Origin of the sequence: Leisingera sp. ANG59, assembly GCF_013317235.1 — a bacterium.
Taxonomy (GTDB): Bacteria; Pseudomonadota; Alphaproteobacteria; order Rhodobacterales; family Rhodobacteraceae; genus Leisingera.
Window position 1 is genome coordinate 1 of record NZ_WLCM01000038.1, and the last position, 26452, is coordinate 26452.

The 26452-nt window shown below is 62.1% G+C and carries 23 protein-coding genes and 3 pseudogenes; 14 read left to right on the top strand and 12 right to left on the bottom strand.

Translation table 11 applies throughout. The annotated features are described in order from the left end of the window. The 9 genes and pseudogenes from GKC28_RS21420 to GKC28_RS21460 all read right to left on the bottom strand — a co-directional run. Positions 1–1055, bottom strand: a pseudogene (locus GKC28_RS21420) (methylase); the annotation flags it as partial. 126 nt (positions 1056–1181) lie between these two features. Next, positions 1182–1481 carry a type II toxin-antitoxin system RelE/ParE family toxin gene (locus GKC28_RS21425; RefSeq protein WP_174149024.1) on the bottom strand — a complete coding sequence of 100 codons (300 nt, stop codon included), beginning with the start codon at positions 1479–1481 and terminating at the stop codon, positions 1182–1184. Beyond that, positions 1474–1725 (bottom strand): type II toxin-antitoxin system ParD family antitoxin, encoded by a 252-nt coding sequence (locus GKC28_RS21430; protein ID WP_174149025.1) that lies wholly within the window; start codon positions 1723–1725, stop codon positions 1474–1476. Before GKC28_RS21430 ends, GKC28_RS21425 begins: the two co-directional genes overlap by 8 nt. Before the next feature lie 50 nt (positions 1726–1775). Further along, positions 1776–2423 carry a hypothetical protein gene (locus GKC28_RS21435; protein WP_174149026.1) on the bottom strand — a complete coding sequence of 216 codons (648 nt, stop codon included), beginning with the start codon at positions 2421–2423 and terminating at the stop codon, positions 1776–1778. A 104-nt stretch (positions 2424–2527) separates the two neighbouring features. Next, positions 2528–3004: a hypothetical protein gene (locus GKC28_RS21440; RefSeq protein ID WP_174149027.1), complete on the bottom strand. Its 477-nt coding sequence runs from the start codon at positions 3002–3004 to the stop codon at positions 2528–2530. Position 3005: 1 nt separating this feature from the next. Continuing rightward, positions 3006–3389, bottom strand: a complete 384-nt coding sequence (locus GKC28_RS21445) for a DUF6878 family protein (RefSeq protein ID WP_174149028.1) — start codon at positions 3387–3389, stop codon at positions 3006–3008. Positions 3390–3430: 41 nt separating this feature from the next. Further along, positions 3431–3763 carry a hypothetical protein gene (locus GKC28_RS21450; protein WP_174149029.1) on the bottom strand — a complete coding sequence of 111 codons (333 nt, stop codon included), beginning with the start codon at positions 3761–3763 and terminating at the stop codon, positions 3431–3433. A gap of 115 nt (positions 3764–3878) precedes the next feature. Then, the gene (locus GKC28_RS21455) at positions 3879–4259 is read right to left on the bottom strand and encodes a DUF3768 domain-containing protein (RefSeq protein WP_174149030.1); all 381 of its coding nucleotides are present in this window, start codon (positions 4257–4259) and stop codon (positions 3879–3881) included. 125 nt (positions 4260–4384) lie between these two features. After that, on the bottom strand, positions 4385–6556 hold the full coding sequence (locus GKC28_RS21460; RefSeq protein ID WP_174149031.1) for a ParB/RepB/Spo0J family partition protein: 2172 nt from the start codon (positions 6554–6556) through the stop codon (positions 4385–4387). Between the two features lie 299 nt (positions 6557–6855). Between GKC28_RS21460 and GKC28_RS21465 the strand changes: the two are divergent. Next, positions 6856–7932: pseudogene (locus tag GKC28_RS21465) on the top strand (helix-turn-helix domain-containing protein). A gap of 63 nt (positions 7933–7995) precedes the next feature. Here GKC28_RS21465 and GKC28_RS21470 read toward each other — a convergent pair. Continuing rightward, entirely contained in the window at positions 7996–8856 is an 861-nt protein-coding gene (locus GKC28_RS21470; RefSeq protein WP_217434170.1) for a LysR family transcriptional regulator, read from the bottom strand. A 198-nt stretch (positions 8857–9054) separates the two neighbouring features. On the opposite strand from GKC28_RS21470, the pseudogene GKC28_RS26530 reads away from it, so the two are divergent. The 3 genes and pseudogenes from GKC28_RS26530 to GKC28_RS21480 form a co-directional block, all read left to right on the top strand. After that, positions 9055–9413 (top strand): annotated as a pseudogene (locus GKC28_RS26530) (2-oxoglutarate and iron-dependent oxygenase domain-containing protein); the annotation flags it as partial. A 183-nt stretch (positions 9414–9596) separates the two neighbouring features. After that, positions 9597–10055: an isopenicillin N synthase family oxygenase gene (locus GKC28_RS26535; RefSeq protein ID WP_254604338.1), complete on the top strand. Its 459-nt coding sequence runs from the start codon at positions 9597–9599 to the stop codon at positions 10053–10055. A gap of 36 nt (positions 10056–10091) precedes the next feature. Next, on the top strand, positions 10092–11657 hold the full coding sequence (locus tag GKC28_RS21480) for a trimethylamine methyltransferase family protein (RefSeq protein ID WP_174149033.1): 1566 nt from the start codon (positions 10092–10094) through the stop codon (positions 11655–11657). A gap of 19 nt (positions 11658–11676) precedes the next feature. Here the strand turns inward: GKC28_RS21480 and GKC28_RS21485 are convergent, their stop codons facing one another. Beyond that, complete coding sequence (locus GKC28_RS21485) at positions 11677–12312, bottom strand: TetR/AcrR family transcriptional regulator (protein ID WP_174149034.1); 636 nt, start codon at positions 12310–12312, stop codon at positions 11677–11679. 113 nt (positions 12313–12425) lie between these two features. On the opposite strand from GKC28_RS21485, the gene GKC28_RS21490 reads away from it, so the two are divergent. The 10 genes from GKC28_RS21490 to GKC28_RS21535 all read left to right on the top strand — a co-directional run bounded on the left by GKC28_RS21490 (position 12426) and on the right by GKC28_RS21535 (position 25153). Next, positions 12426–14471, top strand: coding sequence for an NADH:flavin oxidoreductase (locus tag GKC28_RS21490; RefSeq protein ID WP_174149035.1), 2046 nt, complete (start codon positions 12426–12428; stop codon positions 14469–14471). 1 nt (position 14472) lies between these two features. Continuing rightward, the gene (locus tag GKC28_RS21495) at positions 14473–15501 is read left to right on the top strand and encodes a proline racemase family protein (protein ID WP_174149036.1); all 1029 of its coding nucleotides are present in this window, start codon (positions 14473–14475) and stop codon (positions 15499–15501) included. Next, complete coding sequence (locus GKC28_RS21500) at positions 15498–16232, top strand: NAD(P)-binding domain-containing protein (protein ID WP_368041156.1); 735 nt, start codon at positions 15498–15500, stop codon at positions 16230–16232. The genes GKC28_RS21495 and GKC28_RS21500 overlap by 4 nt, the downstream gene beginning before the upstream one ends. Next, positions 16229–18208: an FAD-dependent oxidoreductase gene (locus GKC28_RS21505; protein ID WP_174149038.1), complete on the top strand. Its 1980-nt coding sequence runs from the start codon at positions 16229–16231 to the stop codon at positions 18206–18208. The genes GKC28_RS21500 and GKC28_RS21505 overlap by 4 nt, the downstream gene beginning before the upstream one ends. Before the next feature lie 279 nt (positions 18209–18487). Continuing rightward, on the top strand, positions 18488–19729 hold the full coding sequence (locus tag GKC28_RS21510) for an aromatic ring-hydroxylating dioxygenase subunit alpha (protein WP_174149039.1): 1242 nt from the start codon (positions 18488–18490) through the stop codon (positions 19727–19729). Between the two features lie 4 nt (positions 19730–19733). Continuing rightward, positions 19734–20819, top strand: a complete 1086-nt coding sequence (locus GKC28_RS21515) for a hybrid-cluster NAD(P)-dependent oxidoreductase (RefSeq protein ID WP_174149040.1) — start codon at positions 19734–19736, stop codon at positions 20817–20819. Positions 20820–20932: 113 nt separating this feature from the next. Next, the gene (locus GKC28_RS21520; RefSeq protein ID WP_174149041.1) at positions 20933–22489 is read left to right on the top strand and encodes a trimethylamine methyltransferase family protein; all 1557 of its coding nucleotides are present in this window, start codon (positions 20933–20935) and stop codon (positions 22487–22489) included. After that, positions 22489–23670 (top strand): mandelate racemase/muconate lactonizing enzyme family protein, encoded by a 1182-nt coding sequence (locus GKC28_RS21525; RefSeq protein ID WP_174149042.1) that lies wholly within the window; start codon positions 22489–22491, stop codon positions 23668–23670. Before GKC28_RS21520 ends, GKC28_RS21525 begins: the two co-directional genes overlap by 1 nt. 11 nt (positions 23671–23681) lie before the next feature. Next, positions 23682–24416 carry an SDR family NAD(P)-dependent oxidoreductase gene (locus tag GKC28_RS21530; protein ID WP_174149043.1) on the top strand — a complete coding sequence of 245 codons (735 nt, stop codon included), beginning with the start codon at positions 23682–23684 and terminating at the stop codon, positions 24414–24416. Continuing rightward, positions 24413–25153, top strand: coding sequence for an SDR family NAD(P)-dependent oxidoreductase (locus tag GKC28_RS21535; RefSeq protein ID WP_174149044.1), 741 nt, complete (start codon positions 24413–24415; stop codon positions 25151–25153). Before GKC28_RS21530 ends, GKC28_RS21535 begins: the two co-directional genes overlap by 4 nt. Positions 25154–25175: 22 nt before the next feature. Here the strand turns inward: GKC28_RS21535 and GKC28_RS21540 are convergent, their stop codons facing one another. After that, positions 25176–26438, bottom strand: a complete 1263-nt coding sequence (locus tag GKC28_RS21540; RefSeq protein ID WP_174149045.1) for an FAD-binding oxidoreductase — start codon at positions 26436–26438, stop codon at positions 25176–25178. Positions 26439–26452: the final 14 nt, after the last annotated feature.

Genomic DNA, 26452 nt, shown 5'->3' on the forward strand with positions numbered 1-26452 from the left:
GGGCTGCGGCGTGGGCTGCGGCGTTCGGGGCAATGGGTGAGAACTGCGGTGAGGAGATCGGACGTGGTAGTGCAGAGCGGATGGTAGGCGGTCTCGCTTTCGACGGGTGCTGCCTCTTTAGCGCCATCCGCGCGCTTGTCGATCACTGTGAGCCGGGTGTCGATCGTCGTGCCATGCCGCGCGAAGACCTTGCCGTCGATGGCGGCGGAAAACACCACATCGGCGCTTTGTGCGATCCGCTGAAACGTCGACTGGAAGGATTTCGTGGAAGGACGGAAGCTTTCGCCAGTGATGACGACAAGACGTCCGCCCGGCGCAATGCGTGCCAAGGCGGACAAAACGTGCTGACTGGTGGCCTGCCGGAACTTGCCCTCGACATGGTTGGCAGCAGAAAACGGTGGGTTCATCACGATGACAGTGGGCGTGATGGAACGATTGAGGCGATCGTCGATCGAAGCGGCGTCGTGACCTGATACGACGGATCCGGGGAACAGGTTTTCCAGCAGGGCGCGTCGCGTTTCGGCGAGTTCATTCAGCGCCACGCGCGCACCCGCAATTCGAGCGAAGATGGCCAGCATGCCGGTGCCGGACGAAGGTTCGAGCACCAGATCGTCGGCCCGAAACCCCGCTGCCTGCGCAACAATGGCGGCAAGGGGCAAAGGGGTTGAGAATTGTTGCAGGCGCACGCTGTCCTCAGAACGTCGCGTGTGAGACGGGGCCAGACCAGCGAGACGCTCGATCATGGAGAGAAAGGTTTGCGGCGAGGCCGCTTGGCGCTGCATCAGCGCGCCATAGCGCGCAAGCATCTGGATCTGGGCGATCTCGGCGGCCTCATAGGCATCCTTCCAGACCCAGGCCCCGCTGGTGTCACTCGCGCCGAAAGCCTCCTCCATCGCGGCGCGAAGAATGGCGGCGTCGATCGCTGAGCCCGCCTCGAACATGGGGACGAGGGCAGTTGCAGCCTGCATCAGGTGTTGAGCAAAACCTGCAGCCGTGGGCAGGGCAGGGGCCTCGGCAAGGCATGCAAGCGGGGCGGAATGGGGGTGAGCGTTCATCGGCAATCTCCGGGGTTGAGGGTTGGCCCCAAGCCCCGCGCGCACTCTCTCACCCGGGAGGGGTCACCCCTCCCGCCCTGCCTCTCGCTCTTTCATGGCAAAGCCCCGGTGCGAATTCGCCCGGCGTCAGGACGGCCGCAGATGGCGCGGCACGTCCATCGATTGATGCAGCACCCGGATCACGAATATCCTGTCCGGGTCCACCTCATAGAAAACGAGGTGCCGGCCCGTGATCAGTTTACGCGCACCCTGCAGGAGATCGGAGCAGTCCGACCCCATTTGAGGATTGGCGATCAGCCCCTTCAGGGCACGCTCGATGTCGTCGAGATAGCGGTCCGCCTGCGCCTCGCCCCAGTGCCGATCTGTCTCGACCCAGATATCGACGAGATCGGATTTAGCCGCTTCGGAGAGATGGATGTCACGCATCAGAAGCGCCGGAGCGGCTCCGCGCCTCGCGCTTGATCGCATCCATATCGAGCAGACCAGAGTCGCCGGATTGCTTGCCCTCCATCAACGCAACGCGAAGCCGCGCCCGCTGACCTTCCTGTTCTTCCATCAGGCGCAAGGAGGCGCGGATCAACTCGCTGGTTGACCCGTAGCGCCCTTCCTTCAACATCAGGGCAATGAACTCGTCCCAATGGGGGCCCAGTGTGACGCTTGTGCTTGCCATACTCACCTCCGAAATACGCATGAATAACATATATGAGTATTTCGCGCATTTCAACTCGGAGGTGGGCTTGCGCCCGGTTCTTCGGCGGCGACGGCTCTGGATCTCGCCTGTAAAACGAGATGGTCTACAAACGCTCGTGCCTCGGACAGGCAGTCCAGCTCATAGTCGCCGAAGAAGCCCCAGCAGGCGTCGAGCTCCTCGCCGTCACGCTCGATGACATAGCCATAGACCCGCCCGCCAAGATAGGCGTCGTAGCTGACGATTTCAGCGCGCAGGATGTCTTCAGTCTTTTCACGCAGCGCCTTGGTGACGCGTTTCACGCCGAACTCCGTCCGAACCGCCTCGAGCGTCACATAGACATAGCCGACCTGCCCGGAGTCCCACGGGCAATGAAACCCGATGGTGTTCATCGCGAGCCCGGAATGGTCGTAAAGAAACACGGGCAAGATGATCGCCTCGCGCTCGGCGCGCTCGCGCAGCTGGTCCATCGAGTGGTCGCTCTGCGCTGAGACACCCGCGAGGTCGCGCAGAAACGCCTCGGGACTGTCGAACTGATGGCCGTCGCCAAGCCGATAGCGCCGATGCCAGCAGATCAGCGTGCCGAGGTTGGACCACTCCCGTGGGCTCTCAGTATCGGGATCATAGTAAATTTTGACAATGTGGCCCTGGTGGGCCTCCTCATAGACAGGGTCGTGCATGTCGATGTCCTTTCTTGAAACGCAATCGACCCGCCAGGCTGATAGGGCGCAGGCGGGTCGATCTGGATGAGATGCGTTTGTTGGTGAGGCCGCCGCCCGGCGGATCAGGCGGCGGTGCGGTTCTGGCGATGCTGAACGTGCTCGACCGAGACTTTCAGAAGCCAGTCTTCAAAACCGAGAATGGTCTGATGATTGGCAACCGCGAGGGTCCAGGCCGCACGCGGATCGCCGACAATCTGTGTCGGGTCGTTGTCGATCCGGCCATTGGCCATCCACGGCTCTGGCTGGATGCGCCCGAGCCAGTCCGCCAGCGACGGGATGCGTCCTTGGCAGTCTTCGCGCACATGCTGCTCGCCGATCCAGCGGATCGGGACAACCCGGCCCGCGCTGTTGATCAGGCTGCGACCGAAATGGCGTTCGGCTTCAAATACCCCTAAGGCATGGTGACGATGTGCTCTGTGAACAAAGAGACCTAGGTGCTCTTTGGATGAGTCGAACCAGTCATGCACGAACTGATAGTCATCTGGCACACCGCCAAACTTTCGGGCTGAGCTTTCGGCGTGATGGAGGGGATGCGCCATATCAAAGCCCCTCGTGTTCGGTGGTGTTGGTCTCGATGTACCGGTTCGAATGACTGACATCGATCTTGTCAGTCTCGAGCGCCCAGGTCAGTTCGCCATAGCCCCCCTCGTTGTTCTCGAACCCAGGGCTCAGCGCATAGGCGAAATCCCAGCCGAAATCTTCGACGCGGCGGCGCAGCTCTTCTGAGAGAGCGATCGTGTCAGGCGCCACGACAACGTCCTCGACATTGCCGGAATCGCCGTAGCCCTCGTATCGCACCTCGATGCTGGTCACGCCGATGGCACGTAGCTCGGTGAGAAGGGCGGCACGGGTCTCAACCCTCTGCTCGGTGGCGCGTTGCTGGGCTTCCAGCATCTGTGCGTAGAAATCATTCACTTGTGTCATGTCTTTGATCCTTTGGAGTTGAGGGAAGGGTAGGGCGACCGTTACGCGAGGCCGCCCCGGAGGTTTCCTGTGGGGGGGCAGGCCGCAGCGTCTCCGCGTTTCTCAGCCGTCCGGTCAACCAGGTTGAAATACAGGTTCTCGGTCGCGCGCTTGAACCCCGGCGGTTTGCGCGGGGCGAGGCAGCGCACCGAGGCGCTGCAGCTCTCGCCATGCTCCATGGCGAACTGCGTCACCTTGTCGATCAGATCGTCCATGCCCGCGGCCTGGATGCGTTTCTCGGGGTAGCTCGCCATCATCTGGAACTGGGTGACAACGAAGGCGCCGTCACGATGCGCGGGATAGAGAGTGATCTGGTAGTCGAGTGTCTTGGCCATCTCTGGTCTCCTCCGACGGGCAGAACGCGGGTATCGCGCCCCTTGGAACCCGTCAGCGCGAAAGGACCGCCCTTTGTGCAAGGGCGGCCCGAGGTGATGTTGGAGAAGAGGGGCGTCAGTACTCCGACGGCAGAAGCAGGGTCAGGACGCGACGCGTCTGCGCAGGATCCGAGGGCTCGGGCGAGCCATAGGTGTAATCGACGTCATACAAGTCGAGTTTGAACCAAACCGTGGTCTCCTCGAAATCAATGACGCCCATCTCATGCCAGCCATGGGGGTCGCTGTCGTTGGTGAACGCGTCGAAGGCCGCAACGCGGCGGGTGAGCTCCAACCGCGCTTCCAGCCCGAGTTCTGCAACGCCGCGCGTCATCACGAACTGGCCCTGCGGGGCATCCGTGACAGGGGTAGTCCCGAGGATCGAGTGGCGAAACGCATCGTTCTGCCCGGCGATCAGTGAGGCTTCCTTTACGGGGTCGAGATCGAGTGTGGTCGTCATGAGAATTCTCCGCGACGGGCCAGCCGATCCGACACCGGCTGTGTGAAACCCGTCAGTCGGATAGGGCCGCCCTCTGCGCGAGGACGGCCCATGGGTCAGTCAGGTTTCAGAGCGGCGCCTGGGTCTCAGGCGGCATCACTGCTGAGGAAGGCGGGCAAGGCATCCGGTTCGTCGTCCATATCGGACATGGCATCCTCACCGGGCTCGGTTCTGGACCGTTCGGCTTCGCCTGCATCGCTTTTGAGATCGACGTCAGCATCGGACGAACCAGCAAACACCATCCCWTCGGGCAGCCAACGCGTCGTCTTTGCAACCGTTGCGGCGTCGAAACCTTCCGTCTCGCCGGCGGTTTCCGCGAAAGCCCGCTCCATCGCGGCCGCGATATCGCCCTTGCGCTCGCGGTTGCGATCTTCGGCGTAATCATCACCAATCAGCTTGCGCGCCATAGCCACCGCGTACCCCTTGTTGACCCGGCCCCAGTAGTTCTGCGCGGTTGGTCGCCAGCAGGCCGCCACATCGACATCAAGGCGCGCGCCGATCTCCTCGATGATCGAGGTGGGGCGATTGTCGGAGGAGAGTTGCGGCTTGACCGCCAGACCCGCTGCCCAGGCGAAAAGTGCTTGCTTGTCCGCAATGGGCAACGCCGACATCGCCCGGAAGTCCTCTGGTTTCTCCAGCTTCATCCAGTCGGTGGCGAGGTCTTGTTCCAGCGCCTCGAGCATCTTCTGGGCGACGGTATCGGCATGCAGCACCTCGCGATTTTGCGCCTGGAAGGGACGGATCGAGATGTCGAGCGCTTCGTTGTTGTAGGATCGCCCCAAAGCCTGTTCGCAGAGCGCATAGAGCATCGCATCGAACGCCACCTCGAAATCCGCCGCCAGATGCGCCCGCAGGATGTGCTGACGGGTGGCGCGCAGATCGTCGGCCAAGCTTGCCGAAATCCCGTCAGCCTTGCGCAAAGTGGCCGCCGGATCGGAGGTCGGCACCGGCGACGATGATGTCGGCGGCGTCACATGCGGCCGGGCAGGGGAGTGGGCATCACTCGCATCAGCACTATCCTCGTCCGGCTCGGGTGCGGTGGGAATATCTTCGGGCCGCACCAGGCCTTTCTCGACCCGCAGCGCGCCGTCATGGCCGATGGTCAGAACCACGCCCGCAATGGCGCGATCTGCGTCAGCATAGGGTTGCCGCTCGCGCTGCAGGGCCTCAATCTCGCGGAGCCGCGGCTCGATCGCGTAATATTCTTCGGTCTCAGCCTCAGACCAGTCCTCACCGTCGTTCTGTGCCGCCAGTTCTTCCTCACGCGCGATGAGACGCTCCTCTTCGGCAAGCAGGTCAGGATCGGGATCGACATCCTGCGGATAGACCCTCCCGAAACTGCGAAACGCGCCGTAATCCACCGAGAGGTGCACCTCGACCCATTTCCACGTCCCTTCGAAGGGTTTGGCCGCAGCCTGGAGCTTCTCGATGGCGAGGCGCTCCAAGAGGTCGGGGTTTTCCATATGGGCGCTGGCGCGATCGTCAAAGAGATCCCGCAGCAGAATCCCGCCCGCTGCCTCATAAGCTTCGATGCCGACAAAACGCCCGAGCGCCGAGTTCGCCGAATGCGCGGTTTCGGTCAGTTGGCGTTTGATGCTCTGCGGATGGATGTGATAGCCGCCTTTCACTGCATTCCAGACTGTCAGTTGGCGATCGTGGTCGTCGGTCAGCGTAAACGCCATCACGCATTCGAGGGTCAGATCGCCCGCGCGGAACTGCTCGATGATTTCGGGCGCGACACGGGCGAGTTTGAGGCGACGGCGCACCAGGTCGACGGAGACGCCGAATTTGAGCGCTACTTCGTCCTCGCTGCGCCCCTCGCCGATCATCATGTCAAAGGCTTCGAATTGGTCGGCCGGGTGCATCGCCGCGCGCTGAAGGTTTTCCGTGGCAGAGGTGAGGATGGCGTTGCGTTCGTCCTCGACGAGGCAGGGCACCAGGTGATCGGCGGGGATCACGCCGTCTTCGGCAAGCTGCTTCAGAGCCTTGAGGCGACGACCGCCGGCATCGACCGCAAAACGTGTCTCAGACAGCGCATGCACCACCAGGTTCTGCTTGATACCGGTCTCGCGAATGCTGGCAAGAAGCTCAGCGTCGTCGCTGGTGCTGGCGGGCACTTTGCGGACGTTGAGCGAGCTGGGCTCCAGTTGGTCGAGCGGGATCATCCGGATGTCGGCAGCGCCGTCAGGCGTTGCCGATCCGGTAGCTTCGGTTTTCTGGGAGGGGACGGGTTTCGGTCGGGTCGTGGTCTTGGCCATGGTCAGGGTCCTTGTCACGCCGGACCCGGATGAGCCTCTCTCTATCCTTTCAAGCCCGGCACCCGGGCTTCCCTTTCTCTGGCTCTTTGCAATTGCGGATCACGTCATCAATCGACCATTTGTAAACGAATGCAAGCAAGTGCTCTCTCGTCGTGTTCGTCCAAAAGCCCTTGGTTTCCTTGCGCTGAGGGCGATCTGAGAGGTTCCACCGGCAGTCGCGCGCGCATACTATATAAAGAGCGAAGGCAGCCGCCACAAAATCACTTGGGTAATGTGCAAAAGAACAGTATTTTGCACATATGAAGCTTAAAGCATCCGCTTTGACTGATGATTTCGATAACCCCCTCATCACAATCGAGGAGGATGAAGAGGCTCACGAAGAGGAACTCTGGTTTCTGCCCGGGCCACTCGAGGAAGAACCGGATGATTTGCCTCCCGGGCCTCGGGCGGAACCGCCAGACACTGCTGTCATCAAAGACTGGGCAAAGGCAGAAGGCGTTAACGCTGCGCGACTGGCAAGAGTGGCTGGACGCTTGGGAGCTCTGGATGACCGGCTGCTGCGCGGCCCGGAAGGCTGGCGGCATCGGCTCGCTCTTCTCGAGGCGGCGGATCTTAGCTGGCTTAACGGGGATCGGGTGAGTTCTGATCGTCTGGCGCTCTGGGTATCGATGCGGCTCTCAGGTGCACAGGATGACCCAAATGCCCTGGCAAGAGTTGGATGGGCTGTTCGGCGCCTGACAGGCGGTCCAGGACCGGAGGTCGACTTGGCCGCTTTCCTAGATCGGCGAGATCCCGAGAACATTGAAGATAGCGCTGAGCGTTTCAAGGATCGCGCCGGCGGATGGTTGGACGTCACGGCGGCTGCGGGCGACTTGCATCCAATCACGCGGGCTTGCATGGGCTTTCATCTCTAGAGCCTGGCGGGCCTCGGACAACAGGGAGACCAGATCGAAGCCGCCGTCACCGCGTCTAGGATTGCGGCCAGCGATGGAAACGGTGCCATCTTCGCACCGATCGCTATGGGCGGGGCAGGGGGGCTGCGTGCATCTGGCTTGCCCCACGAACGTTTGGCACGCTGGTTGGATGGGATGAACAGCGCAATTCTGACGGCGATGCGAACACTTGACGATATTGAAGCGTGGACGGGTTGGGCAGAAAACGTCATGGCGCAATTGTCTGGTCGCACGCCGCTTGCCTTGCGAAGAACTTTCTCTCAGTGGCCCTTGGTCTCCGCCCCAATGGCTGAGGCGACGACTGGAGCCAGTCGCGCCGCCGTTCAGCGCAATCTGGCGTGGATGGAGGCAAGCGGTTTGATCCGCGAAGTGACCGGGCAGGGGCGATACCGAATGTGGTGCATCATCTCGCAGAATTGCTAGAGAGCGACCGCAGGGCTCCCAGTCGTCCGGAGCCGTCGAGGCCAATCATAAGAAAAATTTGGATCATCTGCGGGGCGAGGCTTGCACGAGCCAATCATAAACAAGACGCGCCCTATCTGTAGCGTGAGGGTGTAGTTTGACATAAAAATCTTCGGCAGTTTCAACTTCTAAGGGCAGTAGTGGCAATAGGACCCCGCGATTGATATAGGTTTGGGTCAATCCGACCCATCCCAAGACCGCGCCCATATCGTCCCGGGCGGCCTGCAAGGCGATAATATAGTTGTTGACCCGGTGACCGGCTTTGATCGGGCCTTCGTACCCCAGAGAGCGAAACCAGCCTCGCCAGTCCGTCCAGTCGGTGACGTCGGATTCGAAGTGAATAAGTGGCAGCCGCGCGAGATCTTGCGGAGAGCCTATTGGATGGGCCGCAGCGAAATTCGGGCTTGCCAGTGCCATGATCCGGTCGTGGAACAAGATGCTACACGTGCCGGTGTCTCGAGACATGTCGCCGTAATGAATGCTCAGATCACAATCCTGTATGAATGGTTCTGTATCGCTGACAATCTGCGCAACGGAAATGTCGCCATGCGATTTCCAGAACTGAGCCAGCTTTGGCGTCAACCATAGAGAACTGACCGCCGTGGTCACTCGTATCGTCACAGAGGCGCGATTGGACCGTTGGCGCAGTTGGTCGACAGCATCTCCCATAGCTTCGAAACCGCGTTGCAGTGCGACCAGCAGGTAGGCCCCGGTTTCCGTCAGGTTCACGCCCCTGTGGTGGCGTTGGAACAGGGGGCAGCGAAGCTCGGCTTCCAATGCCTTGACCTGATGGCTGATCGCGGCGGGCGTGACGTTCAGCTCTTTGGCGGCGGCTTTGAACCCCTCGTGTCGGGCCGCTGCCTCAAAGGCGACCAGCGCGTTCATCGGGGGAAGATCATATGGACGTTTGGGCAAAAAGGCCTCATTCCATCGATGTCAAATGTCCCTGAATAGCAGAGTATATATGACAAGATCTCTGGTCATGCGATAGAAGACCTAAGTCAAGGCAAATTTTCCTGCAGTTGCCACAGCAGCGCATCATCAACACGTTGAGCGGCAGCAGCTTAGCAATGGAACGCGCCAATGACACTTGCAGATATCACCCAGCTAGACGACTCCCTAAGAGCCGAGCGTCAATCATTTGATCGCATCCCCGTGGTCGACATCGCCCCCTTGCTGGATGGCAGCGACCCGCAAAAGGTTGCGGGTGACATTCGCTGGGCCTTTGCCAATGCGGGTTTCATGTATGTTAAAAACCACGGCATCGCACCGTCGACCGTGGATGCGGCCTTTGATCAGGCACGCGCTTTTTTGACCTGCCCATAGCAGACAAGATGTCGCTGCATGTCAGCAATTCGGACACCGCCCTGCGCGGCTATATTGAGCTATTTGGCGAAAACACAGACCCCGGAAAGACCAAGGATCTTAAGGAATGTTTTGACATCGGCCCGGAAGGTCCGCCGACCGCCACGCCGTTTTTCGGTCCTAACCAATGGCCGGACGCGATGCCGACATTTCGCGACGCCATCTACGGCTATCACGAAGCGATGAAGATACTGTCCAAACAGCTCCTGCGCGGCGTGGCCCTGTCGCTGGATCTTGCACCCGACTATTTCGACGCAAAGATGCAAAACCCAATCAGCATCCAGCGGCTGCTGCACTATCCGCCCCAAACCGGCAGGATCGCAGAAGGCACCATCGGCATAGGCGCGCATACCGACTATGGCAACCTGACGATCCTGGCGCAGGATGACGTGGGCGGCTTGCAAGTAATGAACCGCGACGGACAGTGGATTGAAGGCACGCCTATTCCGGGCACCTTCGTGATCAATATCGGCGACCTGATCCAGAAGCTGACCAACGATCTGTATCTGGCCAACCTCCACCGCGTGGTGAACACATCCGGGCGGGAACGTTATTCCATCCCGTTCTTCATCGACGCCGACTATGATGCCGTCTTCGAGCCGCTGGAGAGCTGTATCGGCCCAGAGAACCCAGCCCGGTATGCTCCGGTGACCTGCGGTGCGCACAAGTTCGGGCGGTTTGTGAACAGCTACTCTCATTTGCAACAGAAAGTCGGATGACCTGACATCCCCCTTTGAAACTGACAGGAGCGCGCCATGAACGAGGTGCTCATGCCCAAGACCCGCGGTCGCCGCAAGCGTACGCAGGTTTCCCGCACAAACGTCCCGGGTCAGAACACGCATCTGCGTGTGCCCTATATTACGCGTGGCATCCCCACCTATGACTTGCTGAGCAATGATGCGTTGGGCCGGATCGAGGCGACCGCAGACCGTATCCTTGCCGAAATCGGGATCGAACTTCGCGAGGACGCCGACGCGATGCGACTCTACCGGGACGCCGGGGCACAGGTGACCGAGCTAACCGTCGAAAGCTGGAACGTGAAGTTCGAGCCAGGCATGCTGCGCGAGATCCTGAAGACGGCCCCTGCGCGGTTTACGCAGCACGCGCGCAATCCCGCCAATACGGTGGAGATCGGCGGCGATGCGATGGTTTTTGCTCCCTCATATGGGTCGCCCTTCGTGATGGACCTCGACAACGGGCGCCGCTACGGCACCATTGCCGATTTCGAGAACCTCGTGAAACTCGGGCAGTCTTCGCCCTGGCTTCACCATTCCGGCGGCACGATCTGCGAGCCGACCGATGTCGCGGTGAACAAGCGCCACCTCGATATGGTTTATGCGCACATACGCTTTTCCGACCGCGCGTTCCTGGGATCAATCACGGCACCCGAACGGGCGGCGGACAGCATCGAGATGTGCCGCATTCTTTTCGGGAAGCGTTTCGTCGACGAAAATTGCGTGATCATGGGGAACTTCAATACGACCTCTCCGCTGGTGCTGGATGGGGTCACAACGGCGGGGATCCGCACCTATGCCGAGGCAGGTCAGGGCTCGATCCACCTGCCGTTCCTGCTGGGCGGTGCGGTGTCACCGCTGACGATGGCGGGCTCGGTGGCGCAGGGTTTGGCGGAATCCATGGCATCGTGCGCGCTGACCCAATTGGTGCGGCCCGGCGCGCCTGCGGTTCTGGCGGCCTTCATGTCCACGATGTCGCTGCGTTCGGGGTCTCCCACGTTCGGCACGCCCGAACCGGCGCTTGGCTCTTTGGTCATGGGGCAACTGGCAAGACGGCTGAACCTGCCCCTGCGCTGTGCTGGCAATTTCAGCACCTCCAAGCGGCCCGATGGGCAGGCGATGCAGCAATCCATGATGTCGATGATGTCGGCCGTGCAGGGCGGCGCGAATTTCATTCTGCACTCGGCGGGCTTCCTTGATGGCCTCCTGTCCATGTCCTACGAGAAATTTGTGATGGACTGCGACATGGCCGGAGCGCTGCATGCCTATCTGAAAGGGATGGAGGTCACCGAGGACACTCTGGCCTTTGACGCCCTTGCGCAGAATGGTCCGGGGGAGCACCTGTTCAGCACAGATCACACTCTGCGCCACTATCAGACCGCGTATTGGGATAGCGCTCTCAATGATGATCAGCCGTTCGAGACCTGGTCAGAGCAAGGTGAAATCGACTCTGCGCAACGGGCCAACGCCCGCTGGAAAGAGATATTGAGCACATATGAGGCACCATCACTGGATTCAGGGATCGACGAGGCACTGCTGGACTTCATGGCGCGCAAGAAGGCGTCGATGCCGGACGCCTGGTATTAAACATTGGCCATGTGCGGGCCTATTGGGCCTCGTGACGCGCACGGAACCGGGCGACTTCGCTCCCGGTTGGCGCCCGCCCTGTGAATGTCGCAACATAGTCCGGCACGCGGGCCAGGCGTTCGTCCATCGTTTCGCGCACCTGCATCGAGATGTAGCCGATTTGCGTCAGGTATACGGTGCGGGCGCGAACATCCGCCTCGCCAGCGGAATAGCCGAAGCGGTCGAACATGGTGCGGATGGCCTCTAGGCGGGCGGCGTCCGCGGCATGAACGCGGGCGGCGACCTCATCGGATTGATGCGCCCAGCCGCGCACCGCGAGGTCAAGACGCGTTTCGAACGGTCCGCCATCCAGAAACACCCCGATCAGGTTGAGCACGGCCTCTGCGATGGTTTCCGCATATTCCTGCGTCGCACGTTCGAGGCTTTTGGTGTTGGTGGCTTCCCAATCCGCGAGAACCGCGTCCAGCAGCGCCGCGCGATCCGGAAAGAACCAGTAAAAGCTGGTGCGCGACAGATTCAGCCGCAAGGCCAATGGCTGGATCTTTACAGCGTCGATGCCAGACGTGACGAACGCCTCCCGCGCAGCGTCAAGCCAGACCTTGCGTGAGCCGCGCCAACCCCCTGTCTTTTCGGTTGTTTCCGCATTGGTATCCATGTCGCCACATTACAGCATCGCGTCGTTCCCAACAAGAAAATCATCACTGATGAACAATAAATTGACATAAGTGAACATTTCTGGAATCTTCCCGCCAGCAACCGGAGTCGCCCATGTCCACCGATCCTCTTCTCCAGCCCTATCAGCTGAAGCATCTGACCCTGCGCAACCGCATCATGACCACCAGCCACGAGCCGGCCTATCCCGAAGACGGGATGCCGAAGGAGCGCTATGCGGCCTATCACGCCGAGCGCGCCAAGGCGGGCGTGGCGCTGACAATGACGGCAGGCTCGGCGGCGGTATCCAAGGACAGCCCGCCGGTGTTCAACAACATCCTCGCCTACAAGGACGAGGTGGTGCCATGGATCCGGAAGCTGACCGATGCCTGCCACGATCACGGCTGCGCGGTGATGATCCAGCTGACGCATCTGGGCCGCCGCACCGCGTGGAACAAGGGCGCGTGGCTGCCTTCGGTCTCGTCGTCGAAACACCGCGAGCCGGCGCACCGGGCCTTTCCGAAGCTGGCCGAAGGCTGGGATATCGAACGCATCATCACCGATTTTGCCGATGCCACCGAACGGATGAAGGCGGGCGGCATGGACGGGATCGAACTGCAGGTTTACGGCCACCTGCTGGACCAGTTCTGGTCGCCTCTGACCAATGACCTGGACGGCCATTATGGCGGCAAGACCCTCGACACCCGTATGCAGCTGTTGATGGATGTCCTGGGCGGCATCCGCAAGCGCGTGGGCGACGAGTTCATCGTCGGGCTGCGCTACACTGCGGACGAGGCCGAGGCGGGCGGCATCACCGAAGAGGACGGGATCGAGATTTCCAAGCGCCTCGCGGCGTCGGGCATGGTCGATTTTCTCAACGTGGTGCGCGGGCGCATCCACACCGACCCGGCGATGACCGACCTGATCCCGATCCAGGGCATGAAGAACGCGCCGCATCTTGATTTTGCCGGACGGGTGAAGCAGGCCACCGGCATGCCGACCTTCCACGCCGCCAAGATCCCCGACGTGGCCACCGCGCGCCACGCCGTGGCAGCGGGCCTTCTCGACATGGTGGGCATGACGCGGGCGCATATGGCCGACCCGCATGTGGTCAAGAAGATCATGGAAGGGCGCGAAGATGACATCCGCCCTTGCGTCGGCGCGACCTACTGTCTCGACCGAATTTACCAGGCGGGCGACGCGCTGTGTATCCACAACGCGGCGACAGGGCGCGAGCTGACCATGCCGCACGAGATCGCGCCCGCCGAGAGCCGCAAGAAAGTGGTGATCGTCGGCGCCGGCCCCGCGGGGCTGGAGGCGGCGCGCGTCGCTGCCGAGCGGGGCCATGACGTGACGGTTTTCGAGGCGCAGCCCGATCCCGGTGGGCAAATCCGCCTGACCGCGCAGAACCCGCGCCGCCGCGAGATGATCTCGATCATCGACTGGCGCATGGCGCAATGTGCCGCGCGCGATGTCGAATTCCGCTTCAACAGCTGGGCCGAGGCCGAGGATGTCACCGCCCTGAACCCCGACGTGGTTATCGTCGCCACCGGGGGGCTGCCCAACACCGAACTCTTCGAGAGCGGCAAGGAGCAGGATCTTGTCGTCACGGCCTGGGACATCATCGCCGGCGACGTGAAGCCCGGCCAGAACGTGCTGATCTATGACGAAAGCGGCGATCACCCCGGCGTCATGGCTGCTGAAGTGGCCGCCAATGCCGGGGCAAAGGTTGAGATCATGACGCCCGACCGCACCTTTGCGCCCGACATCATGGCGATGAACCTCGTGCCTTACATGCGCGCGCTGCAGGACAAGGACGTGAGTTTTACCGTCACGCGCCGCCTGCTAGACGTGACCCGCGACGGCAACAGGCTCAAGGCCGTGATTGGTACGGATTACAGCGACCTGAAAACCGAAAAGACCTATGATCAGGTGGTGGTGAACTATGGCACGCTGCCGATGGACGATCTGTATTTCGAGCTCAAGCCACTGTCCTCCAATGGTGGCGCGGTGGATTACGACGCCCTGATCGACGGCCAGCCGCAGGACATCACGCGCAACCCTGACGGGGCTTTTGCCCTCTACCGTATCGGCGACGCGGTCAGCGCGCGCAACACCCACGCCGCGATCTATGATGCGCTGAGATTGGTCAAGGACATCTGAAATGCGGTCGTTGCGGACCATCCACGTCATCTCGGCCCATGCCGAGGGCGAGGTGGGCGATGTCATCGTCGGCGGTGTCCTGCCTCCGCCCGGCGACACGGTCTGGGACCAAAGCCGTTGGATCGCGCGGGACGGATCGCTGCGGAACTTTGTGCTCAACGAGCCGCGTGGCGGGGTTTTCCGCCACGTGAACCTGTTGGTGCCGCCGAGACACCCCGAGGCGGACGCCGCCTTCATCATCATGGAGCCGGAGGACACGCCGCCCATGTCGGGCTCGAACTCCATCTGCGTGGCCACCGTCCTGCTCGACGGCGGCCTGGTGCCGATGGTCGAGCCGGTGACGGAAATGCTGCTTGAAGCGCCGGGTGGGCTGGTCCGCGTGCGCGCCGATTGTCGAGATGGCAAGGCCGAGCGCATCCATGTGCAGAACGTGGCGTCTTTCGCGGACGATCTGGATCGCTCGCTGGAGGTCGAGGGGATCGGCACTCTGACCGTCGACACCGCTTATGGCGGCGACAGCTTCGTCGTTGTGGACGCCGCCGCGATGGGGTTTGCGCTGACCGAGGACGAAGCGAATGACATCGCCCGTCTCGGGGTTAAGATCACGAATGCCGCAAACGAACAGATCGGTTTTTCCCATCCCGAGAACCCGGACTGGCGGCATATCTCGTTCTGCCTGTTTGCAGGGTCTTTGACGGAAAGCGCGCAGGGCCTTGAAACCAAGGCCGCCGTGGCGATCCAACCCGGCAAGGTGGATCGGTCCCCAACTGGTACGGCGCTCTCGGCGCGCATGGCCCTGCTGCACGCGCGAGGTGTGATGAAGATAGGCGATCGTCTGACCGCGCGTTCGCTAATCGGATCGAGTTTTTCCGGGATAATCCTCGGGGAGGCCACCATAGGTGACCGCCCCGGTATTCTCCCCGAAATCTCCGGGCGCGGCTGGATCACCGGAATGCACCAACACATGCTGGACCCGTCGGACCCCTGGCCCGAAGGCTATCGGCTGTCTGACACATGGGGGGCACGGTGAAGCGGATAGGCGTGATCGGAACGGGCACAATTGCGTCTGCAGTGGTGCGCGGCATCGCGGCACAGCGGCACCGGATCCTGGTCTCTGAACGCAGCGCCCACAATGCGCACGCTCTGGCCGAGGCCTTCGAGGATGTCACCGTCGCCGACAACCAAAGCGTGGTCGACAAAAGTGACGTCGTCCTGCTGGGCCTGATGGCAGAGGCCGCCCCGCGGATTCTCGAACCACTTGCTTTCCGAACCGATCAACGCGTGATTTCCATGATGGCTGGGGCGACGATGACGCAGGTGGCTGCGATGGTCGCACCCGCGCAGGTGGCGGCGATCATGGTGCCGTTTCCCGGCATCGCGACGGGCGGCTCTCCGGTGATAGTCCAAGGCGACATTGCGCTGGTGCAGGATATCGTGACGCCCGCCAACACGGTCTATGCGGTGGAGACGGATGCGGAACTCGCGGCCTATCTTTGCGCGCAGGCGGTGCTGTCTCCGGTCGCGCGGCTGGCCGAGGACGCGGCGGGCTGGCTTGGCCCAAGGGTGTCGAACCCGGACGCGGGCGAAACCTTCCTGCGGCACCTGTTGTCGTCCAGCCTAGCAAACAGCCGGGCAGGGGACTTGGTCGAAGCCCTGAACACGCCCGGCGGCTACAACCAGCGCCTGCGCATGGCGCTGGAACAAGGCGGGATGCACGACACCCTGCGCAGCGGACTTGATCGACTGGAGACCGGCGAATGAACCTGAAGCATGTGAACCAACCGCTGACGCTGCGCCATAAGACCCTGCGTAACCGCATCGTATTCGGCGCCCATACCACCAATATGGCTGAGGACGGTCTGCCCGGTGATCGCCATCTTGGCTACTACCTGGAACGCGCGCGCGGGGGCGCGGCGATGATCGTCGTCGAGCCCATGCCGGTCCATGCCGCCGCCGTCCTGACACGGGGCAATTTTCGCCATTCCAGTGACGAGGTGATCCCGCATTTCATGCGTATCACGCAGGCCTGTCAGGCTGAGGGCGCGGTAATGATCCAGCAGCTCTACCATGTCGGTGCCCACGGAGACTGGGACAACAGCTGGCACGCAAATTGGTCACCCTCGGGCGGGCCCAGCTATCACGACAATGACGGCAGCCGCGCCATGTCCGTGGCCGAGATCGAGGAAACCATCGACGCCTTTGTCGCCGCCGCGATCCGCTGTCAGAAGGCGGGGTTCGACGGGGTCGAGGTCTGGGCCGCCTATCACTGCCTGCTCGACCAGTTCTGGACGCCGTTCTCCAATCAGCGCACCGATCAATGGGGCGGTAGCCTTGAAAACCGGACGCGCTTTTCGCGGGAAATCCTGCAGCGGATTCGCGCTGCCTGCGGCGAGGATTTCATCATCGGGCTTTCGGTGTCTGATGATCCGACAACCGGTGTCTTTCCCACACGCGACGAGATGGTTGAGATCCTCTGGCTGCACGACGCCGAAGGCCTCATGGATTACGTCACCGTCGGCGCGGGCAGCTACGTGGACTTCCAGAAGATCATCCCGAGCTTCCAATACCCAGAAAACCTTGGTGCGGATTTGACCGAGCGTTTGAAACAGGCAGGATTGCGGGCACGCGTCACCGCCGAGGCGAATATCCGCACGCCGGACAATGCCAACACGGTGCTGGGCGCGGGGCAGGCTGATCTCGTGTCCATCGTGCGTGGCCAGATCGCTGATCCTTACATGGTGTCCAAAGCCGCCGAGGGCCGTAGTGACCATATTCGTGGCTGCCTGTCCTGCAACCAACAATGCTGGGGGCGGCGCGGGCGCGATTACTATATTTCCTGCCTAATCAACCCATCTGTCGGGCACGAATTAGAATGGGGCGGGGACCGGTTCACCGCTGCCGATCAACTGAAGACGGTGCTGGTCGTCGGTGGCGGCCCCGCGGGTCTCGAGGCAGCGCGCGTCGCAGCCGAGCGGGGCCACCGCGTTACGCTATGTGAGGCGGGGCCAGAACTTGGCGGGCAGTTCCGTCTGGCGGGGTTGCAACCGCGCCGCGCCCAGATCACGGACCTGATCGCATGGTATGGTCGCCAGCTGGACAGGCTGGGGGTCGATGTGCGGTTCAATGCCTATCTAGACGCGGATGAGATCGCCGCGATGGGCGCCGATGTGGTGATCCTCGCCACCGGATCGCAGCCTGTCGGGACCGGGTTTCAGAAGGCACTACCAAGGGTCGCCGAATTACCGGGTGCCGATCTGGGCAATGTCTGGTCCACCGAGGATGTGATGGGGCGCGCCGCCCGGCTGGGCAAGCGCATCGTCGTGCTGGATGAGGGCGGCCATTGGAAAGGCATCGGCACCGCTTGGCATCTGGCCGAGGCGGGCCACGCGGTGACCATCGTCACCCCAGACGCCATGATCGCCCGCGACCTGCAACGCAGCGCCACCGATTTCCCCGCGCGCAAGACCCTTGCCGGGCTGGGGGCACGTTTCATCACGGAAAGTGCCATCACCGGCTGGTCCGACCAAGGCGCGCGCTGCGTGTCCCTGCTGACCGGCGAAGAAACGGCGATTGCGGCGGAGTCGTTGGTTCTGGCGACCGGGAACCGTTGCGACACCACCTTGCTCGATGAACTCCGCGAACGCGGGATCGACGTGCGCCCAGTGGGCGACGCCGCCGCGCCGCGCCTTGCTGCGGCCGCGATCCATGACGGACGTCTCACTGGGCTGGCGCTTTAATGTACTCCTTCTGACAACCTACAAACAGCAACACGTCTGCCTCTCACCTACTTTCGGGTGATGAAAGGGCAGGACGGTCGACGCAGCTCAGATAGGCAAAGATTGCGGAAACACATCTTCACCATAGTCGTAAAATAAATTGCGGCTGTCGCAAAATCACGGGTCGAAAAGCGTGTCCCGTGTCACGCAGTTCTCTAACGAACGGCCCCCGTTCCGACGATTTGAACCACCATCTTCCCCCTTTTCCGCCTTGTTGCGGACCCAACGCAAAGGTGTCACATGCTGCGTGAATCCGACGTCCTCTCCACCCTGATGCGTCGCAAGCCCGCGTATTCGCTGGCCCAGGACCTGTATTGCGATCCGGGTGTCTTTGCGGCTGACATGGCCCGCATCTGGTACAAGGATTGGCTGTTCGTCCTCCCGTCCTGCGAGATCCCGAAAGCCGGAAACTACGTCGTCCACGAAATCGGCGCCTATTCCGTGGTCATCGTGCGCGGCAACGATGGCGAGATTCGCGCCTTTCACAATTCCTGCCGTCATCGCGGGTCTGTCCTGTGCAAGACCAAGAAAGGAACCGGTCCGAAACTGGTTTGCCCCTACCACCAGTGGACTTATGAACTGGATGGCAAACTGCTCTGGGCGCGCGAGATGGGTCCTGATTTCGATGCTTCGAAACACGGTCTGAAGCAGGTGCATTGTCGCAATGTGTCGGGAATGGTCTATATCTGCCTCGCCGATGAAGCCCCTGCGATCGAGGAATTCGCCGCGCAGACGGCGCGCTACCTTGCGCCGCACGATCTGGAAAACTCCAAGATCGCGTATGAGAGCACCATCATCGAAAACGGCAACTGGAAGCTGGTCTGGGAGAACAACCGGGAATGCTATCACTGCTCGGGAAACCACCCGTCGCTGTGCCGGACCTTCCCCGACGATCCGCGCGCCATCGGCAATGACGACAGCGGCGAGATGAACGGTTTGCAACAGCAGCACAGTGCACGCTGCGAAGCGGTTGGCGCGCCGTCCGCCCATCTGGAATCGGCGTTGGGCGACTGGCGTTTCGTGCGCACGCCGCTGCTCGAGGGCGCCGAAAGTTATACGATGGACGGCAAGGCGGCCGTGTCCAAGCCGAACTCGTCCATTCCGTTCAAGGATGCCGGGTCGCTGCTGAAATACAAGTATCCCGGCACCTGGAACCACTTCTTGTCCGACCACATCATCCTCTTCCGGGTGACGCCGATCAACGCGACCCAGACCGAGGTTTGTACCAAGTGGCTGGTCCACAAGGATGCGGTCGAAGGACAGGATTACGATGTGAAGCGGCTGACCGAAGTCTGGGTCGCCACGAATGACGAAGACCGAGAAGTTGTCGAGAACAACCAGCGCGGCATCCAGTCGCCCGCCTATGTTCCCGGCCCCTATTCGCCGACCCATGAGGGCGGCAACATCCAGTTCACCGACTGGTACGCGACCACGATGATCCGTGCGATCACCGGCGGCGCGACCCCGATTGCGGCGGAATAAGACCATGGCGCTCGATATCGACATGACGACAAGCGGTGAAGACGGGATCTGGCACGATTCTGAACCGCTGGTCTGCTGCGCTGTAGTGCCCGAGGCACCCAATACCGCGACGTTCAGCTTTGTTTCGCCTTCAGGTCGGCAATTCCGCTATGAGCCTGGGCAGTTCTTGACGCTCGAACTGCCCGTGCCGGGTGGCACCGTCTGGAAGACCTACACGATCTCATCGTCGCCCTCGCGGCCGCTGACCCTTTCGGTCACGGTCAAGGCTCAGCCGGGCAGCATCGGCACGCGCTGGATGCTGGATCACTTGCGGCCGGGCATGACGATCAAGGCAACAGGCCCGGCCGGCATTTTTACCCTGCCGCGCAAGGAACAGAAGAAGTATCTGTTTATCTCGGCGGGGTCGGGGATCACGCCATCCTTGGCGATGACGACCTATCTGTATGATCGCGGTACCGATATCGACGTGGCCTTCGTGCATTGCGCCCAACGTCCGCAGGATATCATCGCGCGCCAGCGGCTCGAGCAGATGGCGTCGCGGGTTCCTTCCATCAAATTGTTCTTCATCGTCGAGGAAGACGACCCCTACCGCGTTTGGACCGGCTTGCGGGGCCGTCTGAACCAGCTGATGATCGGCCTGATCGCCGGGGACTACCTCGAACGCGAGGTCTATTGCTGCGGTCCTGAACTCTTCATGGACGCTGTGCGCGAAATGCTCATCGGCCTTGGCTACGACATGAAGCACTACCACCAGGAAAGCTTTGTCGCGCCAGTCAAGAAGGAAGAGCAGCTTCCCGAACATGACGATGTGGTACCGGATGAAGAGGCAAAGGCAAGCGTCGCCTTCACCCAGTCCGATGTGACCGCCGATTGCCACGAAACCGATACGGTCCTGGCCGTGGCCCGCAGCGCTGGGATTGTCATACCGTCGGGCTGCACTTTTGGCGTTTGCGGCACCTGCAAGGTGCGCAAGACCGCAGGCGAAGTGCACATGGTCCACAATGGCGGCATCTCGGAGGACGACATCGAAAGCGGTTATATTCTGGCCTGCTGCTCGAAACCGATCGGCCCAGTCGAGATCGACGCCTGACCTGGCCCGCCGCGTGCGAGTCGGAGTCGTTTGTTGTCGTAACCGCTTCGCAATTCGTCACGAGCGGCATCTGCCTTGGCGCCATTGTATCTGCAACCCCAGAGGAGGCCGCCATGACTGAAACACTGACCCGACCCCGCGCCCGTTCCGGTGGTCGCTCTGCACGCCGCACATTGCGCACGACCCGCGATTTCACCATGCTGCCGGGCCTGACACGCGCCTTGCCGCTTTGCGAAGTGATGGATGGTGCGCAAGTTGAACAGATCGACGCGGCTTCGATGAATATCCTCGAAAATATTGGCGTCGTGTTTCGCGACCCGATCGCCTTGGAGGACTGGAAGAAGGTCGGTGCCAAGGTTGTCGGAGAGCGGGTCTATCTCGACCGCGGCCTTGTGCGCGACCTCATCGCCACGATCCCGGCGGACTTCACCTACTCCGCGCGCAACCCGGCCAAGAATGTCCGCCTCGGCGGGCCGCACTCGATTTTCGTGCCGATGACCGGAGCGCCCTACCTGCGCGATCTCGACGACGTGCGCCGCAACCCGACGCTTGACGACCTGGCGATGTTCCACAAGCTCAGCCACATGATGCCGGCGTTACATTCCTCGGCGCATCACATTGTCGAGCCCTATGATCACCCGATCAGCCAGCGGCATCTGCGCATCACCTATTCGTCGATGAAGTATTCCGACAAGACCTTCATGGCGATGACCACCAGCCCGAAGAACGCCGAGGACGTGATGGAGATGTGCGCCATCCTGTTCGGCGCGGAGTTCATGGAGCAGAACCCGGTCACCACCGGCAACTGCAACGGCAACTCGCCGCTGGTCTGGGACGAGACGATGCTGGGCGCGATGCGCGCGCTGTGCCGACGCAACCAGCCGGTGCTGTGCTCGCCCTTCGTGCTGGGCGGTGCGAACACGCCGGCGTCGGTCCCAGCCACCGTGGCGCAGCTGAACGCCGAGGCGCTGAGTGCTCTGGCCTATACGCAGGTGATCCGGCGCGGCTGCCCTGCGATTTATGGCCACTATCTTTCCACCGTTTCGATGAAGTCCGGCGCCCCCATGGCCGGCACGCCCGAAATCAGCCTGATGAACTTCATGATCGGTCAGATGGCCCGCTATTATGGGGTGCCGTGGCGCACCTCGAACACGCTGGGCGGGGCCAAGACCTTTGACGCGCAGGCAGGCTATGAAAGCGCGACCACCCTCAGTGCAGTGCTGCATGCGGGCGCGAACTATATCTGGCACAGCGCCGGGTGGAACGAGGCCGGGATGCATTGCTCCGTTGCCAAGTTCGTTGTCGATGCCGAGCAATGCGCGATGGGCTACCGGATGGCTGAAGGTCCGAAATGGCACGACTTCGACCAGGCACTTGCCGCGATCCCAGACGTGGGTCCGGGCGGGCATTATCTTGGGCATCCGCACACTCAGGACAATTTCCAGACGGCGTTCTTCATGCCCGAACTGTTCGACAACAACTCGATCGAGCAGTGGGTAGCAGAAGGCTCGAAAGACATCACCCAGCGTGCGCTCGAGCACGCCCGCAAGCTCTTGGCGGAGTACCAGGAGCCGAAGCTGGACGAGGCAAAGGACGAAGAACTGCGTGACTACATCGCCCGACGCGAACGTGAAATTCCCGCGGCAGATGCATTGAACCAGGATCTCTGATGAATACCTCCCTGACTGGACCCGCCAAGGTTGGCGGGTCTTTTTTTACGCCCGCCGTCGCGACCGGACGCTGCGCGCCGCGTATCGCCGAAGTGCACATTTTTCAATACGACTTGCCGGTAAAGAACGGCCCGTATCGTATAGCCAGCGGAGATGTTCATTCGCTGACGACCACGCTGGTAAAGCTGGTGGCGGATGACGGCACGGTAGGATGGGGTGAAACCTGCCCCGTCGGTCCCACCTATGCCGAAGCGCATTCCGGCGGCGCATTGGCGGCGCTGCGTGCGCTGGCACCAGGCCTGCTGGGGGTGCCGGTCATGCCCGTGCCTCTGCACCGGCGGATGGACTCTCTGCTGTGCGGTCATGCCTATGCCAAGGCTGCGATCGACATCGCTGCACACGATCTGTGGGGGCGACACTTGGGTGTCAGTGTTTCTGATCTACTTGGCGGCGCCGTGACGGACCGGGTGCCTTCCTACTATTCCATTGGCGTTGCCGAGCCGGACGAAGCAGCGGGCATCGCGGCAGAGAAGGCGCGTGAAGGCTATCCCCGACTGCAGGTCAAGCTGGGCGGGCGCGCGGTTGACGCGGATATCGAAGCGTTGCGCAAGGTCTGGGAAGCGATCCGAGGCACGGGTATGCGCTTGGCCGCGGATGGCAATCGCGGATGGACGACCCGCGACGCGCTGCGTGTCAGTCGGGAATGCCCGGATATCCCGATGGTGTTGGAACAGCCTTGCGACACGCTCGAAGAACTCGCCCGCATCAGACCGCTGTGCCATCATCCGATCTATCTGGATGAAAGCGGGACCAGCCTGAATACGGCGATCACCGCTGCCGGAACCGGCCTTGCCGACGGGTTTGGAATGAAGATCACAAGGATCGGCGGACTGCATCCGATGCGCGCGTTCCGCGACATGTGCGCGGCGCGCAACCTGCCGCACACATGCGATGACGCCTGGGGTGGGGATATCATCGCGGCAGCCTGTGTGCATATGGCGGCGACAGTTGCACCGGAACTTGCCGAAGGCGCGTGGATTGCGGCCCCTTATATCGAGGGCCACTATGACACGAGCAACGGTATCAAGATCCAAGACGGTCACATCGCCCGTCCGACAGGTGCGGGGCTTGGCGTGACACCGGACGAGTCGATATTCGGTCCCCCAGTTGTTTCGGTCTGAATGAGGTGAGCATGGCGGCTTTCGACGGGAGAAGAGCGCTCGTTACCGGCGCGGCGGGAGGAATTGGACAGGCGATCACACGAATGCTACGGGCGCAGGGAGCACGTGTCGCAGTTGCAGACCGCATGCTGACGGACATCGTTGCCGATGCACATCTGCCCGGTGACTTGCGGGATGCGTCCTATGCTGATGGCCTGCCCAAGGCTGCGCATGACGCGCTGGGTGGCTTGGACATCGTAGTCAACAACGCGGGCGTCATCATCCGCGGACCAGTTTCCGAAACGACAGACGACGATTGGGACATTTCGCTGGCTGTCAACCTCGAGGGGCCGTTCCGGATTTGCAGGGCTGCCATCCCCCTGATGGCTGCAACCGGAAACGGAGCAATTGTCAACGTGGCGTCCTGCTGGGGTCTTCGGCCCGGACCGAACCACGCGGTCTATTGCATGACCAAAGCCGCGCTTGCGTCATTGACGCAATGCATGGGTATGGATCACGCCCATCAAGGCATTCGGATCAACGCGGTCTGTCCGAATGAAGTGAACACTCCGATGCTGCGCACGGGATTTGAAAAACGCGGTTTCGATCCGGATACGGCGGTGGCGGAGTTGGGCAAGACCGTGCCGCTTGGCAGAATCGCCGAACCCGAAGACATCGCTGAGGTCGTGCTGTTTCTTGCCTCTGATGCCGCGCGCTACATGGTGGGCGCGCTTGTCGAGGTCAACGGGGGAAAAGCGGTCCAATGAAACGGTTCCAAGACAAGGTGGCGCTGGTCACAGGCGGTCGAAGCGGCATCGGCCAGGCCATTGCAAGACGTCTGGCCAGCGAGGGCGCGCAGGTAATTACCGCGCAGCGCGGGCCTGATCCAGAGTTCCAGCATGTCGAAGCTGATTTCACCGATCCGGCCAATCCCGAAGCCGTTGTCGCAGAGGTCCTGCGTCGGGCAGGGCAGCTGGACGTTCTGGTGAACAACGCGGGCATGATGCAGGAAGCCCGGGTTGAAGAGATGTCGCTGGACGATTGGAACCGCAGCGTTGCCATCAACCTGACTGCGCCTTTCATGATGATCCGCGCCGCCCTGCCACATCTGCGCAAGACGCGGGGGAGCATCGTGAACACCGGCTCGATCGAGGGGCTGGGCGCGAACCCGCACCACGCCGCCTATTGCGCGACCAAGGCCGGGTTGCACGGGTTGACACGCGCCGTCGCGGTCGATCACGGGGCCGAGGGCATCCGCTGCAACGCGGTCGCACCGGGCTGGATCGACACCGACCTGAACACTGCCTTTGTCGACAGCATGCCCGACCCGAAAGGCTTTCGCGATGAGATCGCGCGCATCCACCCGGCAGGCCGCACCGGGCGGCCCGAAGAAGTGGCGGCGTTGGTCGCTTTCCTCGCTGCCGAGGAAAGCGGTTTCATCACCGGGCAGGTCTACACCGTCGATGGCGGGCGCATGGCCAAGCTGAGTCTGCCGCAGGTGTGATGCCCCGCCCGGGGGAGGGGCGTCATTCGTTTCCTGCGCGCCATTCCTTCCACCGCAGTACGGCGTTAGCACCGATCTGCTGAAAGGGCTGCGGGGGCAGGCGCTTGGGCTTCGCCTCGGCGGTGAAGTGGCGGGTAACGTCACTATCGACACCGCAGGCCAGTTCCGCCGCGCCTATGCCCGTAAGCGTGCCGCGCGCGGTGCCAAGCCCGTTCTGCACGCAGCCCGAGAACAACCCGTCATCGAGCTTGCGCATCACCGACACGCCGTTCAGCGTCAGGCACAGGTGGCCGGACCAGGCGTGCTCCATCTTCATCCCGGCCAGTTGCGGAAAGCGTTGGTCGAACTTGCGCTGCATGACGCGGGCGGCGCGGGCGACATGGCCCGGACCGATTCGGCGCCCCGGCGCGAGGGTCGCGCAGGTCCGGGTCACGATGCGGTTGCCGCCCTGGCCGGTGTCGATCCGGCGCACGGTCGTCCCCATCGGGTCCGACGGGGTGATGCCCCAGCGGCTCTGCCCGCCCAGCTTGGCTAGGGCGTCCGCGTTCAGCTCCGGCGTCATGACCGCATAGAGGAAAAGCTGCATAAGCCGCCCCTTTTCAAAGCCGAAGCTTTCGAGGTGGCCGTTCACCGTCAGGATCACGCGGCCCGCGCTGATATCGCCCGCCGCCGTTTCAMCCCGCCACGCCGTGCCCTGACGGGTCAGTGCGGTGACGGCGCTGTTCTCATGGATCGACACGCCCGCCCGCGACAGACCGGCGGCCAGGCCTCGGATATAGCCTGCGGGCTGAAGCATAACCGTGCCGGGCGTATAAAGCCCGGATTGGTAATGCCGCGAGCCGGTCAGCTCGGCCATGTTCTGTGCGTCCAGCATCTCCGACCCTTCGCCCAGTGAGGCCAGGTGTCGCGCGTAGCTTTGGTTATGCGCATGCGCCGTGTCGCTGGCCGCGCCGTTCACCTTGCCCGCGCGATCAAAGAAATTGCTGTCGATCTGGTATTCGTCGACGGCTTCACCGGCAAAGCCGATGGCGTGCCGGTTGAGTGCGATCATCGCGCGGTCATCGCCTGAGCCGGCGTAATCCTCAGACGTCAGTTCGTGCGGCAGGTCGATCATGAAGCCGGAATTGCGCCCCGCCGACCCTTCGGCGATGCGGCCTGCTTCCAGCACCACCACGGTTGCTTCTGGCTGAAGCTGCAGTACGCGGCGCGCGGCGGACAGACCCGCAAAACCCGCACCGACGATGACCACATCTGCCGTCCGCGCGCCCTGAAGCGCAGGACGCATTGGGGCAGGGCCCA